Raw genomic sequence first — 14,195 nt, 5'->3', positions numbered from 1 at the left:
GAATCCGCCATCCGTGCAACCCTTTTATTTCGCTAACCTTTTGATTTACAAGAGGTTTTGCTTAAGGACTGCGCCGGAAGTGGTGCGCATTATAGGAGCCTGAAAACTAACGTCAACCGTTTATTTCAGTTTTGTTCGGGCTTTCATTCTGCCTCGTACCGAAGCAAGAGCGGTAGCCATCACAGGAACGCGCAGCAACAGCAACACAGCTGTGATACCGGCATAAAGAAACCATCGTGCGGAGTCAGATCTAACAACCCACAACATGTGCAGCAGCACGATGATCACAATGGGGTAGATCAGCCGATGCAACGCTTTCCAGCGTTTCCCAAGACGACGCATGCTCCACTTGGAGGATGTCATTGCCAGGGCTGCCAAACCAGAGAAGCCCAACGCTCCTACGAGTATATAAGGCCGCTCTAGTAGCTCCCCGCCTAGGCGCGATAATTCACCCCCGAGCAGGAAGTAGAGATAGCTGGCTAGATGTAGGAGCCCATAGGTAAAACACCAGAGTCCAAGCTGACGGCGGACCGCCAGCCAGCCACCCCAACCTGTCAGCCGCTGCAGAGGCGTCATCGAAAGAGTCAACAGCAACAGCACCAGCGCACCCTGCCCCAGGTTATCAACCAGCACTTTCCCAGGATCCGGCCCGAGAGCGAACTGCCAGGCCAGATACAGCCAGTACAGCGGCACACTCAAAGCTGACACGAAGACGGCCAACCGCCACCAGCGGTAGCGCATCAGTAATCCTTACCCAGGTCCATCGAGCTGTATAAGCCGGCGACCTGCTCGGCATAGCCGTTGAACAGCAGCGTGTCTTGAACATTTGCGTTAAAAAGACTACCAGGCAGCCGACGCTCGCGGGCTTGTGACCAGCGAGGATGGGATACCTTGGGATTCACGTTCGCATAGAAGCCGTACTCCTCCGGCGCCATCGATTGCCAGGTCGTCGTCGGCTGTTCACGTACGAAACTGATGCGCACAATCGACTTGATGCTCTTGAATCCATATTTCCAAGGAACCACCAGCCGCAACGGCGCACCGTTCTGGTTAGGCAGCGTGTGGCCATACATACCGACGGCCAATAACGTCAGCGGATGCATGGCTTCATCCATTCGCAGGCCTTCAACATAGGGCCAGTCGATCAGCGCAAAACCGGAGCGAGTGCCGCGCATTTCCTCGGGCCGGTATGCCGTTTCGAAACGAATGAACTTGGCGGATGAATGCGGCTGGACTCTTTTCACAAGGTCTGCCAGGGGAAAGCCCAGCCAAGGAATGACCATCGACCAGGCCTCCACGCAGCGCAGTCGATAGATGCGCTCTTCCAGCTGAGCCTCCGAACACAAATCTTCGACTGAGTAACGCCCGGGCTGCTCAACCTCACCATCTATCAGCACAGTCCAAGGCTCCACCTTCAGCGCCGAAGCATGGCGCGCCGGATCGCTCTTGTTGGGGCCGAACTCGTAGAAGTTGTTGTACGACGTGGCATCCGCATAAGGCGTGATGGGTTCGCCCTCCGCTACGACAGCTTGCCAACGGGCGTTCGCAAGTTTGCCAGTGAACCAGGCCGGAGCGGGCTCAGCAGTGACGCCAGAATAGCGCTCAGCAGCATTCGCCAGAGAAGGCAGGCCGACCATAGCGCCGGAGAGCATGGCGCCACGGAGCACCTGACGGCGGCTCAGATAAGCCACCTCGGGCGTTACGTCAGACTCGCGGCATTCGCCGGAGGCGGGAAACTTGATGAGCATGGAGAAGCTCCGCGTATTGATCCCGATGGAGCAATACGCGGAGCCGGAGTCAAAATCAACCCTCGATGCGTTTGCGCCGACGCAGCTGCATCAGGTATTGCACAGGGCCGGAAACCGCATACGCAAGGAATATCAGCAGGAGAATGCGCGGCGGGTCACTGAACACGACGGCAAACACGAGCACGACTACCAGAATCGCGACGAACGGAACGCGCCCTTTCAGATCGAGGTCCTTGAAGCTGTAGTATTTGATGTTGCTGACCATGAGCAGACCCGCAGCAGCAACCATCAGCGCAAACAGCATGACCAGCACCAGCGGCAGATCGACGCCACGAATGCCGACCTCATCCAGCGCCCAAACGGCCCAAACCCAACCAGCGACCACACCCGCCGCAGCCGGACTTGCCAGGCCGATGAACCAACGCTTGTCCACCTTGCCGATCTGCGTATTGAAACGGGCCAGTCGCAGCGCTGCACAGGCGACATAGATGAAGGCAACCGTGAGACCGACGTTACCCAACTCGGACAATGCCCACTCATAAGCCAGCACCGCCGGCGCCAACCCGAAGGCCACCATATCCGAGAGCGAGTCGTACTCGGCACCGAAGGCGCTTTGCGTATTGGTCAGGCGAGCCACGCGCCCGTCCAGGCTATCGAGCACCATGGCAACGAAGACCGTCGCAGCGGCCACATAAAAGTTGCCGTTGATAGCCGTGATGATCGAAAAGAACCCTGCGAACAGGTTGGCAGTGGTGAACAGGTTCGGCAGCAGGTAAATGCCGCGGTGGCGTACCTTGCGGCCATCGGGTTCCTGGATTTCCTCGACATGCTCGTCGATCGGCAGAATGCTCTCTGGCTCGACTGGCTTGTTCGGCTCTTCGGGTTGTCCACTCATGCGCATTCACCTTCTACAACAGGTACGGATAGATTTCGACCAGGTCGATGGACCTGCGGTTCAGCCTGGCCAAACCCGCGATTTATACCAGAAGCCAGGCTGGCAGAACGAAAAAACGCGGCCGAAGCCGCGTTTTCGTGAGCAGGAGAACGATCAGTTCTTGCTCTTGTCCACGATCTTGTTGGCTGCGATCCAAGGCATCATGGCGCGCAGCTTCTCGCCGACTACTTCGATACCGTGCGCCGCGTTGTTGCGACGGTAGGCAGTCATGGACGGATAGTTGGCAGCGCCTTCGGTGATGAACATCTTGGCGTACTCACCGTCCTGAATGCGCTTCAGGGCATTACGCATGGCGGCGCGGGACTCGGCGTTAATGACTTCAGGACCGGTCACATACTCGCCATACTCGGCGTTGTTGGAGATCGAGTAGTTCATGTTGGCGATGCCGCCTTCGAACATCAGATCGACGATCAGCTTCAGTTCGTGCAGGCACTCGAAGTAGGCCATTTCCGGCGCGTAACCAGCTTCGACCAGGGTTTCGAAACCAGCCTTGACCAGCTCAACGCAACCGCCACACAGAACAGCCTGCTCGCCGAACAGATCGGTTTCGGTTTCGTCCTTGAAGGTGGTTTCGATGATGCCGGTACGGCCGCCGCCGACGCCGCAAGCGTAGGACAGAGCGACGTTACGGGCATTCCCGGAAGCGTCCTGGTAGATCGCGATCAGGTCGGGGATACCGCCGCCTTTGACGAACTCGGAGCGCACGGTGTGACCCGGAGCTTTGGGGGCGATCATGATGACGTCTAGATCACCGCGCGGTACAACCTGGTTGTAGTGGATCGAGAAGCCATGAGCGAAAGCCAGGGTCGCGCCCTGCTTCAGGTTCGGCTCGATCTCGTCCTTGTACAGACGGCCCTGGAATTCGTCAGGCGTGAGGATCATCACCAGATCGGCGGCAGCAACAGCGGCCGGCACATCACTGACTTTCAGACCATGGGCCTCGGCCTTGGCGATCGAGGACGAGCCCGGACGCAGACCAACAGTTACGTCAACGCCGGAATCCTTCAGGTTGCATGCATGCGCGTGCCCTTGGGAACCGTAACCGATGATGGCGACCTTCTTGCCCTGAATGATGGAGAGGTCGCAGTCTTTATCGTAAGAAACCTTCATGAATTACCCCTGTTGCCGGCCTCGTGGGCCATCGATAAAACGGTACTGACTGGAGAGGCGACACGCCCTACAGCCGTTAGATACTCAGTACTTTGTCACCGCGGGAAATCCCGGTGACACCGCTGCGCACAACTTCCAGGATCGAAGCAGTGCCCACGGCCTGAATGAAACTGTCCAGCTTGTCACTGGTTCCGGCGAGCTGAATCGTATAGACGCTGGTAGTCACGTCGACGATCTGCCCACGGAAGATATCGGTGGTGCGCTTGACCTCGGCACGCTGGGCGCCAGTGGCCTTGACCTTGATAAGCATCAGTTCACGCTCGATGTGAGCGCTCTCCGACAGGTCCACCAGCTTGACGACTTCAACCAGCTTGTTGAGGTTTTTGGTGATCTGCTCGATCACCTCCTCATGCCCTACCGTGGTCAGCGTCAGACGCGACAGGGTCGGGTCTTCGGTCGGGGCAACGGTGAGGCTTTCGATGTTGTAGTTGCGTTGCGAAAACAGGCCGACCACACGAGACAGCGCACCCGGTTCGTTTTCCATCAGCAGGGAGATGATGTGTCTCATGATCAGGTCCGCTCCGTCTTGCTCAGCCACATGTCGCGCATTGCACCGTCTTTGATCTGCATCGGATAGACGTGCTCGGCGGTATCGACAGCGATATCCAGGAAGACCAGGCGATCTTTCATGGCAAACGCCTCTTCCATCATCGGCTTGAGGTCCTTGAGGTCGGTGATGCGCATACCGACGTGACCATAAGCCTCGGCCAGCTTGACGAAGTCCGGCAGCGACTCCATGTAGGAGTGCGAGTAGCGACTGTTGTACACCATGTCCTGCCACTGGCGGACCATGCCCAGCGCACCGTTGTTGAGGTTGATGATCTTCACCGGCAGGTCGTACTGCAGGCAGGTGGAAAGCTCCTGAATGTTCATCTGGATGCTGCCTTCACCCGTCACCACAGCGACATCGGCCTCCGGGAAGTTCAGCTTCACGCCCATGGCTGCCGGCAGGCCGAAGCCCATGGTGCCGAGGCCGCCCGAGTTGAGCCAGCGGTTGGGCTTGTCGAACTTGTAGTACTGGCAGGCAAACATCTGATGCTGACCGACGTCCGACGCGACATAGGCCTCACCCTTGGTCACCTCGCAGAGCACCTCGATAGCTGCCTGCGGCTTGATGATCGAACCATCGCCCTCGTTGTAGGGGAACAGCCGGCCATTGCCGCGCCACTCGTCGATCTGCTTCCACCAGCTGGCTACGGTCTCGGCATTCGGCGCCTGGCCGATTTCCTTGACGATGGCGACCATCTCGGTGAGCACGCTGTCGACCGGACCGACGATCGGGATGTCAGCCTTGATGGTCTTGGAGATGGACGCCGGGTCGATATCGATATGGATGATCTTGGCGTTCGGGCAGAACTTGCTCGCACCGTTGATCACGCGGTCATCGAAGCGGGCACCGACCGCCAGGATCACATCGGAGTGATGCATCGCCAGGTTGGCGGTGTAACTGCCGTGCATGCCGAGCATGCCAACGAACTGGCGGTCGCTGCCCGGATAGCACCCCAGGCCCATCAGGGTGTTGGTCACCGGCAGGTTGAGCATCTTCGCCAGCTCGGTCAGCTGCGCCGAGGCCTTGCCCAGAATCACGCCGCCACCGGCGTAGATGATCGGCCGCTTGGCGCCCAGCAGCAGCTCTGCCGCCTTGCGAATCTGGCCCGAATGCCCGCGCACGGCCGGGCTGTACGAACGCAGCTTGGCCTTCTTCGGGTAGACGTATTCGAATTTCTCGGCCGGATTGGTCATATCCTTCGGGATATCGATGACAACCGGTCCAGGACGCCCGGACTCGGCAAGATAGAACGCCTTCTTCATCACTTCGGGGATTTCCGAAGGATGCTTGATCATGAAGCTGTGCTTCACGATGGGTCGGGAGATACCGATCATGTCGGTTTCCTGGAAGGCATCGGTGCCGACCATGGTGCTGGGCACCTGACCGGAGATGACCACCATTGGGATCGAGTCCATGAAAGCGGTGGCGATACCGGTGATGGCGTTGGTCGCCCCTGGTCCGGATGTCACCAGTACGACGCCAGCCTTGCCGGTCGCGCGCGCATAGCCATCGGCCATGTGCGTGGCGGCTTGCTCGTGACGAACCAGGATGTGTTCGATGGCCTTTTCCTTGAAAAGCGCATCGTAAATATGCAGAACGGCACCGCCCGGGTACCCGTAGATGTACTTAACGCCTTCGTCACGCAGGGAGCGGACGACCATTTCAGCGCCGGATAAGAGTTCCACGTTGTTCACCTCTGAAACGCCAGATAGCGATTCCAAGTCGGAGCCGCCAGAAATAGGTTTACTGCCAGCAGGGCATGAGCGACGGTGGTCGCCGACTACGTCAGCCACTGACTGAGCCAGTATTGGAAGAGACCCTGGTGTCGCGGGCTCTCCACCCAGCGCGAGGTAACGCGTTGCGGGTGATGCAGGTCGGCGCGGGTAGCACCTCATGTCTGTCTAGACTGAGCCGGTATCGCTTGCGGCGAGGCGACTCAGGACAGCAAGCTTCGAATTGTTCGGATTCGGCACCAGCAAGTCAAGCTCGCCGTTGTGTTTGAGCAACGTTGAGCTGTGACAGGGTGCAGAAGCGGCGCGCCGGCTTTTGGGTATAGTGATCACCAGTCTCCGATTCCAACGAAGGTAACAGCATGCGATTCAGGTTTCTTGCGGGCGGCTTGCTACTGGCGCTTTGCGGCAACGTCATGGCCGCCCAGGTCTACAAATGGGTGGACGCTCAAAAGGTTACGCATTTCGGTGCACAACCGCCTCAGGGCCAGCAGGTGGAAACCGTCAATACTGTAACGGCGCCTGCAAAACCGGCGGCGACACCACAATCCGTAGAGCAGGACGAGGCTGAAGCTGACCAGAGCAACATCGACCGCAAGGTGAAGCAGCAGGTCGCCGCGCAGGAGGCCGAACGCAAGCGTTACTGCGAAACCATGCGCACCAACTTGGCGCAACTGCAGAACAACCCGCGCGTGCGCGTCGAGGACAACGGTGAAACCCGGCGGCTAACCGAGGAGGAGCGGCAATCGCGAATCAACGAGACTCGCGACAAGATCGCCGAAAACTGCAACTGAGCAGAAGTCCACCAGCGGCGCCAGCCCCCGCCGCTGCCTAGGGCGACTCGATCAGCGCATCGAAGTCGCGCAACGCCTCGAGTAGCCCCGCCACTTTCGTCTCGCGGTAAGCCACCTCAGCCATCGCACAGATTCCGGAGGCTGCCGGCAGAGGCAAATCCGCCTCGACGATGGCTTTCATCCGCGGCAGGAATATCCACTGCAACCACTGTTCGAACCGCAGCGTATCCACGCAGAACGGCTCGACACTGGCCAACGCCTCCGGAGCCGGAGACTCAAGACTCCAAAGCCCCAGCCCCCGCAGTTCACGCTCGATCAACAGCAGCTGCTGCGCGACCGCAGGCAGGCGCTGATCCATCACAGGCTGACCTTGGCGCGCTCACGCGCCTGGGCGGCTCCCGCGCTATCCCCCTGACGCTCCCGCGATTGTGCGATCAGCTCCCAGAGGCTCGCTTGCAAGGCTGGGCGTCCACTTGCATAGCTTAGGGCGCGACGCGACAGCTGTTCGGCCTGAGTGGCATCTCCCTGGGCCAATCGAACCTGAGCGAGACGATAGAGTACTTGCGGCTCACGTGGCGCAATGCGCTGTGCGCGCTCGAGGCTGGAGGCCGCGCCGTTCAGGTCACCACCGCCCTGCTGTTGCTGAGCCGTGGTAAGCAGCGCGAGCACCGGGCCGTCGAGCTGCTCATCGGCAGCCAGGCCGCTTCCAGCACGAGGAATGCCGCTGGGCATGCTCGGCTGCGGAGCGCTGGCCGGCGCCGAGATCGACGGAGCCGGCTGCCAGGCGGGCTGGCTTGCACCGGTCGCGCCACTCGAGCCGGTAAAAGGCACATCGGGTGCTGCGAAGGTCTCAAGCGGTGCGGAGCTGCCTTGCGGCACCATCACTACCACACCCGAATCCTCCTGCTGCTGCCGCGGTGCCGCAACCGTCGCGGCGGGTGGCGCACGATAGCCCTGGCGAGCAGCCATCTCTTCGGATACCGGAGCGCCCGAATCCACCACAGGGATCGAGCGACGATCGACCGTGGCGCAGCCCTGGATCAGCACCACCGCCGTAACAACAGCCATCCACTGCTTGTTCACCAATTCAGACCTCTCCACAAGAAAAACACGAGATGCATTCAGGCCGGCAATTACTGCAGCCAGCCACGCACCCAATCCATGACTGATTCGGCCGGCGCCTGGATGCCGCAGCCAGGCCCGGGAGCCGGTTCGCTGCCGCGAATATAGGGCATCTGCACGGCATCGGGGCAGCGTTCGTCTGTACCCAGGCCGCTGCGTGCATCCACCCAGGCGTACGTTACGTTGTCCGGCACCGGCATCTGCAGAGGCAGCGGATCGGCCCGACGCATGAAGTCGGTCCAGACCTGCAAAGCGCCGGTCGCGCCGGTCAGTGACGTCTTGCCGTTGTCATCACGGCCCAGCCAGACCACCGCCAACAGATCCTGGCTGAAACCGGCGAACCAGCTGTCACGCGAATCATTGGTGGTCCCGGTCTTGCCCGCCAGATTGAGCGACCGCGGCAGGCGGTTGTAGGCTGATCGCCCCGTGCCCTCGCTCATCGCCCGCTGCATGGCGTACTGGGTCAGGTAGATCGCACCCGGATCGAAGCGCTGCTGAATCTGGAACGGATAACGCTTGAGCGGCTCGCCATCGGCCGTCAGCACACTGCGAATGCCGCGCAGCGGCGTGTTGAAACCGCCATTGGCCAGGGTCTGGTACATGTCGGCCACTTCGATCGGCCGCAAACCGCCCGCTCCAAGCAGCATCGACGGGTAAGCTGGCCACTTCGGCGAGGCGCCCAATCGCTCCAGGGTCTTCAGCACGTTCGGCACCCCCAGATCGAGGCCAAGTCGCGCGGTAGACAGATTGTAGGAATTGGCCAGCGCCTGATACAGGTAGACCGTTCCGTAGGCCTGACGCCCATAGTTCTGCGGCTTCCAGACCTGCCCATCGGCGCCCTTGACCGAGAACGGCTCATCTTCGAGCAGGCTCGTCAGCGTGTACTGGCTAGGCTTCTCCAAGGCGGCAAGATAAATCGCCGGTTTGATCAGCGAGCCGATCGGCCGCGAGGCGTCCAGCGCACGATTGAATCCGGCGAATCCCGGCTGGCGGCTACCCAGCAGGGCTTGAATTTCACCGGTCTCGGGATTGGTCACGATCATCGCGCCCTCGACACCTTCGGTGCTCTTGCCAAGCCGTTTGAGCGTTTCGCTCATCGCCTGCTCGGCTTTGAGCTGGAGGATCGGATCGAAACTGGTGAAGACGCGCAGGCCCTCTTCGGTGAGGTCCTCGTCCCGATAGTCCTCGCGCAACTGGCGCTTGACCAGGTCGAGAAAGGCCGGGTAGGAGCTGTCCGCCATGCTGCCGCGCTGGGTCACACCCAACGGCGCCTGCTTGGCCTTGGCCACATCGTCGGCGCTGACTACCTGTTGCTCGGCCAGCAAGTCGAGAACCAGATTGCGGCGCTCCAGCGCTCTTTCCGGATTGCGGCGCGGATTGTAGTAGGTCGGTCCTTTGACCATGCCAACCAGAAGTGCCACTTGCGGCAGTTTCAGTTCCGCCAGCGGCTGACCAAAGAAGTACTGGCTCGCCAGGCCAAAGCCATGCACGGCACGACGACCATCCTGACCAAGGAAAACCTCGTTCAGATAGGCCTCGAGAATCTCCTGCTTGTCGTAGTGCAGCTCCAGCAGCACTGCCATCATCGCCTCGGTGGCCTTGCGATTGAGGCTGCGCTCATTGGTCAGATAGAAGTTTTTCACCAGCTGCTGGGTCAGCGTACTGCCGCCCTGACGAACCTGGCCCGCAGTCAGGTTGACCCATACCGCACGCGCGATGGACTTGGGCGACACGCCGAAATGATTGAAGAACTCCCGATCTTCCACGGCGACCAGCGTCTCCACGAGGTAAGGCGGCACCTGATCCAGCTTGATCAGAATGCGGTCCTCGTTGTGCGCCGGATACAGCCCACCGATCAGCACCGGCTCCAGCCGCGCGACCGGCAGCGTGCCGCCATTGCCCGCGCTGAGGCCGGCAACGAAATCGCCGGAAAAGCGCACCCGCAGCCGTTGCGACTGCTCGGCACCTTCATAGAACTGGAAGCCGCGGGTATGCAACTCGATGTCATTACCAGCCACCGATGCGCCACCCGGACCACTCACTGCGCGCTCGCGGCGATAGCCCAGTGCGTCCAGCTCGGCGAGAAAGTCGTTCTTGTCCAGCTTCTGCCCGACGAACAGTTCCAGCGGCCGGGCGTAGACCTTGGCCGGAATCGTCCAGCGTTTGCCGGAGAATTTCTCCTGCACCACGGCATCGAGATAAATAGCGAAACCAGCCAGGATCACCAGGCCGACAATGGACAGTTTTACCGCCCAGCCCAACCAGGGGCGAGCGCCAGCGGAGCGGCGTCTGGAGCGTGTACGAGGGGAGCGAGGTTTAGTCATGGCGGCGCATTATACGCACTTTGCTGCAACGGACCGACGGCCTCTCAGCGGTTTGCAGCGCAACGCACAGCGGCCATAATGCCTGCGACTTTTCGACTGTGTGGACTGCTTCGCAGTGGACTCGCACGCCCCCGTTCAAGAACTTCAACAAGGAATGACCGTGAGCCAAGCACTGATCGCCGCCCTGCAGAATCCTGCCCTGTACCCGCACCCCACCGAGGGTTTTCGGGTCATCGAGACCCATATCTCCTGGGTAATCCTCACCGGCACGTACGCCTACAAGATCAAGAAGCCGGTGGACTTCGGCTTCCTCAACTTTACCGATGTCGCCTCGCGCAAGCATTTCTGCGAGGAGGAGCTGCGGCTCAATCAGCGCATGGCGCCGGACCTGTATCTGGAGGTCCTGCCCATCAGCGGCTCGCCAGACGCGCCCGAGCTAAATGGCGCTGGCGAACCGTTCGAGTACGCGCTGAAGATGCGTGAATTCCCGCAAACCCAGCTGCTGGCCGAACTGCAGGCGCGCGGGGAACTCACGGACGCGCACATCGATGCACTGGCCGAACAGATCGCCCGCTTTCACCAGAGCACCCCGCAGGTACCTGCCGGTCATGCGCTGAGCAGTGCCGACGCAATCGTTGCGCCGATGCGGCAGAACTTCGAGCAGATTCGCCCATTGCTCAGCGAGGCGGCGGACCTGCGCCAGCTGGACGCGCTCGAGGACTGGACGGAAACCAGCATCCAGCGTCTGCGCCCGCTGCTTGAGCAGCGCTGCCAGCAAGGGTTTGTCCGCGAGTGTCACGGCGATCTCCACCTGGGTAACGCCACGCTGATCGATGGCAATGTCGTCCTGTTCGACTGCATCGAATTCAATGAGCCGTTCCGCCTGATCGATATCGCCTCGGACGCTGCGTTTCTCGCCATGGACCTGGAGGATCGCGGCCTGAAATGCCAGGCGCGCCGCTTCCTCAACGGCTGGCTGGAGCACACCGGCGACTACGCGGCGCTGGCACTGCTGAATCTGTACAAGGCCTATCGCGCGCTGGTGCGCGCCAAGGTCAGCCTGTTCCGCCTGTACCAGGAGCAGGACGCCGTTCAGCGCAAGGTGATCGTGCGCCAGTACCGCAGCTATGCAAACCTGGCCGAGAGCTACAGCGCCATTCCCTCGCGCTTTCTCGCAATCACCCATGGTGTTTCAGCCGTGGGCAAAAGCCACGTCGCACTGCGCCTGGTCGAGGCTCTCGGCGCGATCCGTCTGCGCTCGGATGTTGAACGCAAGCGGCTGCACGGGGAGCAGCCTCAAGCACAGCAAGGCCAGCTCGATACAGGCATCTATAGCCAACAGGCCAGCGATGCGACCTATCAGCATCTGCACCAGCTCGCGACCACCGCGCTGCAGGCGGGTTTCTCGGTAGTGATCGACGCGGCGTACCTGAAACAGCAACAACGCCAGGACGCCTGGCAGGCGGCCGAAACCACCGGCGTGCCCTTCCTCATCCTCGACTGTCAGGCACCTGATGCGGTGATCGCCCAGTGGCTGGCGCAGCGTCAGACCGAAGGTGTTGATCCATCCGATGCGACGATGGAGGTGGTTCACGCGCAGCAAGCCAGCCGTGAAGCCCTGAGCGAAAGCGAGCGACTGCACAGCCGCCGGGTGGATACACAGGATGCTGGCAGCCTCGACGAGCTGGTCGCGAGCATACGTCAGCATCTGCCCGGCCTCTGACCGCCAGGCACCGCCGCCGGCAGAGCGCGGCGGTGCTTCTATACTCCGGTATCCAATCGCGGATATCCGATATGCCTACAAGCGAAATACGTTCCTCCGGGACGGCCAGCGAAAGCGTTCAGCTATTTTCCAGCCGCTCCGATGACTACGCGCGTTTCCGCCCGACCTACCCCGAGGCGCTGTTCGCCTGGCTGGCAGACCAATGCGCGACGACCGACATCGCCCTGGACCTCGCAGCAGGCAACGGGCAAGCCAGCTTTCCGCTGACACGCTACTTCCGTCGTGTCCTGGCGTGCGACGCCAGTGTCGAACAGCTGAACGCAGCGAATGACTGGCCGGACGTGCAACGCTTCGTCGCCGACGCCGAACACCTGCCCGTGCAAAGCGGACGGCTCGATCTGCTGGTGGTCGCCCAGGCATTGCACTGGTTCGCCACAGCGGATTTTTTCGCCCAGGCGCGGCTCGCGCTGAAGCCGCACGGTTTGTTCTGCGCGTGGTGCTACAGCCTGCTGGAGGTGACGCCCGCGGTGGATGCGCTCATCCAGAAGCTCTATGGCGAAACCCTGGCGGGCTACTGGCCTGCAGGCCGGGCCAGCGTAGATGCCGGTTATCGCGATATCCAAGCGCCTTTCGCACCCATCGAATGCCCAGCGTTTTCCCTGGAAGCACATTGGAAATTCGCCGACCTGGTTGGCTACCTGCGCACCTGGTCGGCAGTCAAACAATGGCAGAAGCAGCACGGGCAGGACCCGGTTGCGATGATCGAAGCCGCGCTGTCCTCGGCCTGGGGGCCACCTGATCGGCGGCGACCCGTGCGCTGGCCGCTACACTTCCTGACAGGCTTCCCCAACCGCTAGTACCGCAAGGATGCCGCCATGCACGACGAACTACTTTCGCTCCGCAATCTGGGCAAGACCTCGGTGCAGTGGTTGCACGCATCGGGCATCCATACGGCAGCCGATCTGCGAAGGCTCGGCGCGGTAAGTTCCTATCGCGCGGTAAAGTCGCGCGGCTTTGGTGCCTCCAAGGTGTTGCTGTATGCCATCGAAGGCGCCTTGCGCGACGTGCCGTGGCAACAATTGCCCGCGCCGCTGAAGGAACAACTCAACCGAAGTCTGTCCGACGAACGCGACAACTAGAGCTGGCTCACATCCTCTGCTCGGCGAGATTTACTCGATCACGTCACAAGCCCTATTGTGCGCCGACGTGACCCTGCCAATCGCCTGCCCGTTCGTTCAAGGATTACCGATATGTATTTACTCGGGGAGCAACCGGCGTACGCCGATCGCCTGATCAACCGTCTGCAAACAATCCCCTCACAGCTGCTGGAAGGCTTGCAGCCGTCGGGCCCAAATCTTGAACTCAAGCACACCGACGATCTTTGCGCCGAGCTGCCGGCACAGCAACTATTCATCATCGAAACGGGACTGCTGCATGCTCAGATCGACGGCAAGGCACTGTTCTATCTCCAGGAGGGCGATCTGGTCGGCTTGCGCCAGTCCGGAGACCTGCCCGAGTGCCGCTATTGCACTGACGAGCCGATCAGCCTGATCCCCTACTCGCGCAACGCCGCGTTTCAGCATATCCATGCTGACGCACATCGCCAGGAGCTGTTCACCCAGTATCTGATCGGCCATACCGCGCTACTCGGCGACGCTCTGGCGCGACTCAAGCAACCGGAGATCCGGCCGTCCACCGGCTTCAAGCATTTTGCTGTGGGCGAAGAACTGATTCGCCAGGGCGACGAGGCGGACAACGTATTCATCATCATCGAGGGTCATGCCGACGCGATCGTCGACGGACAGAAGGTCGGCGACGTACAGAAGGACGAGATCTTCGGCGCCATGGCGGTGTTCACCCGCGAGCGGCGTAGCGCAACGGTGGTGGCCAGCGAGCCTTGCACGGTCATGGTCATTCCGAAGGAGCAGTTTCTCGGCCTGACGCAAAGCAATCCCCGCATCGCGCACAGCCTCATCGAGAGCATGGCGCGGCGCATCGACCTGCTGAACAAGGAAGTCACCCACCTTCGTGTCAACGTTGCCGTCTGATGCTGACCGCAGCGCGCACAATTTTTTTACG

General features: G+C 60.9%; 14 protein-coding genes. 5 read left to right on the top strand and 9 right to left on the bottom strand.

Annotated elements, in window-relative coordinates; translation table 11 throughout:
• Positions 1 to 120: 120 nt before the first annotated feature.
• From msrQ to BHD08_RS21625, 6 genes are all read right to left on the bottom strand, one after another.
• Positions 121 to 741 (bottom strand): protein-methionine-sulfoxide reductase heme-binding subunit MsrQ, encoded by a 621-nt coding sequence (msrQ, locus tag BHD08_RS21650; RefSeq protein WP_125024885.1) that lies wholly within the window; start codon positions 739 to 741, stop codon positions 121 to 123.
• Entirely contained in the window at positions 741 to 1,748 is a 1,008-nt protein-coding gene (msrP, locus tag BHD08_RS21645) for a protein-methionine-sulfoxide reductase catalytic subunit MsrP (RefSeq protein WP_125024883.1), read from the bottom strand. Before msrP ends, msrQ begins: the two co-directional genes overlap by 1 nt.
• Positions 1,749 to 1,803: 55 nt before the next feature.
• On the bottom strand, positions 1,804 to 2,643 hold the full coding sequence (gene pssA / locus BHD08_RS21640) for a CDP-diacylglycerol--serine O-phosphatidyltransferase (protein ID WP_125024881.1): 840 nt from the start codon (positions 2,641 to 2,643) through the stop codon (positions 1,804 to 1,806).
• A gap of 153 nt (positions 2,644 to 2,796) precedes the next feature.
• Positions 2,797 to 3,813, bottom strand: coding sequence for a ketol-acid reductoisomerase (ilvC, locus tag BHD08_RS21635; RefSeq protein ID WP_015275936.1), 1,017 nt, complete (start codon positions 3,811 to 3,813; stop codon positions 2,797 to 2,799).
• A 76-nt stretch (positions 3,814 to 3,889) separates the two neighbouring features.
• A complete protein-coding gene (gene ilvN / locus BHD08_RS21630; protein ID WP_003279875.1) occupies positions 3,890 to 4,381 on the bottom strand; it encodes an acetolactate synthase small subunit in 492 nt (163 codons plus the stop codon).
• A 2-nt stretch (positions 4,382 to 4,383) separates the two neighbouring features.
• Positions 4,384 to 6,108, bottom strand: coding sequence for an acetolactate synthase 3 large subunit (locus tag BHD08_RS21625; RefSeq protein WP_125024879.1), 1,725 nt, complete (start codon positions 6,106 to 6,108; stop codon positions 4,384 to 4,386).
• A gap of 407 nt (positions 6,109 to 6,515) precedes the next feature.
• Between BHD08_RS21625 and BHD08_RS21620 the strand changes: the two genes are divergently transcribed.
• Positions 6,516 to 6,947, top strand: coding sequence for a DUF4124 domain-containing protein (locus BHD08_RS21620; protein WP_125024877.1), 432 nt, complete (start codon positions 6,516 to 6,518; stop codon positions 6,945 to 6,947).
• Positions 6,948 to 6,984: 37 nt separating this feature from the next.
• Here the strand turns inward: BHD08_RS21620 and BHD08_RS21615 are convergent, their stop codons facing one another.
• The 3 genes from BHD08_RS21615 to mrcB form a co-directional block, all read right to left on the bottom strand.
• Positions 6,985 to 7,305, bottom strand: coding sequence for a YqcC family protein (locus BHD08_RS21615; protein WP_125024875.1), 321 nt, complete (start codon positions 7,303 to 7,305; stop codon positions 6,985 to 6,987).
• Positions 7,305 to 8,015 (bottom strand): tetratricopeptide repeat protein, encoded by a 711-nt coding sequence (locus BHD08_RS21610; RefSeq protein WP_125024873.1) that lies wholly within the window; start codon positions 8,013 to 8,015, stop codon positions 7,305 to 7,307. Before BHD08_RS21610 ends, BHD08_RS21615 begins: the two co-directional genes overlap by 1 nt.
• 65 nt (positions 8,016 to 8,080) lie before the next feature.
• Complete coding sequence (mrcB, locus tag BHD08_RS21605) at positions 8,081 to 10,393, bottom strand: penicillin-binding protein 1B (protein ID WP_125024871.1); 2,313 nt, start codon at positions 10,391 to 10,393, stop codon at positions 8,081 to 8,083.
• A 160-nt stretch (positions 10,394 to 10,553) separates the two neighbouring features.
• Here mrcB and BHD08_RS21600 point away from each other — a divergent pair, with 160 nt between their 5' ends.
• The 4 genes from BHD08_RS21600 (at position 10,554) to BHD08_RS21585 (ending at position 14,164) form a co-directional block, all read left to right on the top strand.
• Positions 10,554 to 12,116 (top strand): bifunctional aminoglycoside phosphotransferase/ATP-binding protein, encoded by a 1,563-nt coding sequence (locus tag BHD08_RS21600; RefSeq protein ID WP_125024869.1) that lies wholly within the window; start codon positions 10,554 to 10,556, stop codon positions 12,114 to 12,116.
• 71 nt (positions 12,117 to 12,187) lie between these two features.
• The gene (locus BHD08_RS21595) at positions 12,188 to 12,973 is read left to right on the top strand and encodes a class I SAM-dependent methyltransferase (RefSeq protein WP_125024867.1); all 786 of its coding nucleotides are present in this window, start codon (positions 12,188 to 12,190) and stop codon (positions 12,971 to 12,973) included.
• Between the two features lie 18 nt (positions 12,974 to 12,991).
• Complete coding sequence (locus tag BHD08_RS21590; RefSeq protein WP_015275928.1) at positions 12,992 to 13,255, top strand: TfoX/Sxy family protein; 264 nt, start codon at positions 12,992 to 12,994, stop codon at positions 13,253 to 13,255.
• Between the two features lie 111 nt (positions 13,256 to 13,366).
• Positions 13,367 to 14,164: a Crp/Fnr family transcriptional regulator gene (locus tag BHD08_RS21585; RefSeq protein WP_125024865.1), complete on the top strand. Its 798-nt coding sequence runs from the start codon at positions 13,367 to 13,369 to the stop codon at positions 14,162 to 14,164.
• The last annotated feature ends 31 nt before the right edge of the window (positions 14,165 to 14,195 follow it).

It is taken from the genome of Pseudomonas sp. SCT, assembly GCF_003864275.1.
Classification (GTDB): Bacteria; Pseudomonadota; Gammaproteobacteria; order Pseudomonadales; family Pseudomonadaceae; genus Stutzerimonas; species Stutzerimonas stutzeri_AE.
The sequence above is the reverse complement of the archived record's forward strand: the minus strand, read 5'-3'. Positions and strand labels throughout refer to the sequence as shown.

Excerpts from the sequence above, each read along its gene's own strand:
- msrP (WP_125024883.1), bottom strand. The coding sequence starts at position 1,748 with ATGCTCATCAAGTTTCCCGCCTCCGGCGAATGCCGCGAGTCTGACGTA.
- ilvC (WP_015275936.1), bottom strand. The coding sequence starts at position 3,813 with ATGAAGGTTTCTTACGATAAAGACTGCGACCTCTCCATCATTCAGGGC.
- ilvN (WP_003279875.1), bottom strand. The coding sequence starts at position 4,381 with ATGAGACACATCATCTCCCTGCTGATGGAAAACGAACCGGGTGCGCTG.
- BHD08_RS21615 (WP_125024875.1), bottom strand. The coding sequence starts at position 7,305 with ATGGATCAGCGCCTGCCTGCGGTCGCGCAGCAGCTGCTGTTGATCGAG.
- msrQ (WP_125024885.1), bottom strand. The coding sequence starts at position 741 with ATGCGCTACCGCTGGTGGCGGTTGGCCGTCTTCGTGTCAGCTTTGAGT.
- BHD08_RS21595 (WP_125024867.1), top strand. The coding sequence starts at position 12,188 with ATGCCTACAAGCGAAATACGTTCCTCCGGGACGGCCAGCGAAAGCGTT.
- BHD08_RS21585 (WP_125024865.1), top strand. The coding sequence starts at position 13,367 with ATGTATTTACTCGGGGAGCAACCGGCGTACGCCGATCGCCTGATCAAC.
- BHD08_RS21620 (WP_125024877.1), top strand. The coding sequence starts at position 6,516 with ATGCGATTCAGGTTTCTTGCGGGCGGCTTGCTACTGGCGCTTTGCGGC.
- BHD08_RS21610 (WP_125024873.1), bottom strand. The coding sequence starts at position 8,015 with ATGGCTGTTGTTACGGCGGTGGTGCTGATCCAGGGCTGCGCCACGGTC.
- mrcB (WP_125024871.1), bottom strand. The coding sequence starts at position 10,393 with ATGACTAAACCTCGCTCCCCTCGTACACGCTCCAGACGCCGCTCCGCT.
- BHD08_RS21590 (WP_015275928.1), top strand. The coding sequence starts at position 12,992 with ATGCACGACGAACTACTTTCGCTCCGCAATCTGGGCAAGACCTCGGTG.
- pssA (WP_125024881.1), bottom strand. The coding sequence starts at position 2,643 with ATGAGTGGACAACCCGAAGAGCCGAACAAGCCAGTCGAGCCAGAGAGC.